This is a genomic window from Halomonas sp. SIMBA_159, from assembly GCF_046536035.1.
Taxonomy (GTDB): domain Bacteria; phylum Pseudomonadota; class Gammaproteobacteria; order Pseudomonadales; family Halomonadaceae; genus Vreelandella; species Vreelandella venusta_A.
On sequence record NZ_JAWJBT010001870.1, the window covers coordinates 1 to 228 of the forward strand.

At 69.7% G+C, this 228-nt stretch carries 1 protein-coding gene; it reads right to left on the reverse strand.

All coding sequences use genetic code 11. The annotated features are described in order from the left end of the window. The coding region (locus tag R0J87_RS25660; protein WP_498889834.1) for a large ribosomal subunit protein bL21 at positions 1-162 on the reverse strand (162 nt) is incomplete at its 3' end. Positions 163-228: the final 66 nt, after the last annotated feature.

Below are 228 nucleotides of genomic sequence, written 5' to 3' on the forward strand. Positions count from 1 at the left end.
CCCGACCTTGGGCGCGGCGTCATCCCCCGAGACCATCAGCACCTCGTCCCGCGCGACGACATCGCCCGGCTCGGCGGCGAGCCGTTCGACCCTGATAACATCGTCCTTGGCGACACGGTATTGTTTGCCGCCGGTCTTCACCACTGCGAACATCGGGTCCATCCCGTCGCTTCACGCGCCCTGCGGCGCCGCCCGGACCGGTTCGGCCGCGATCCGCATGGTGCGGGT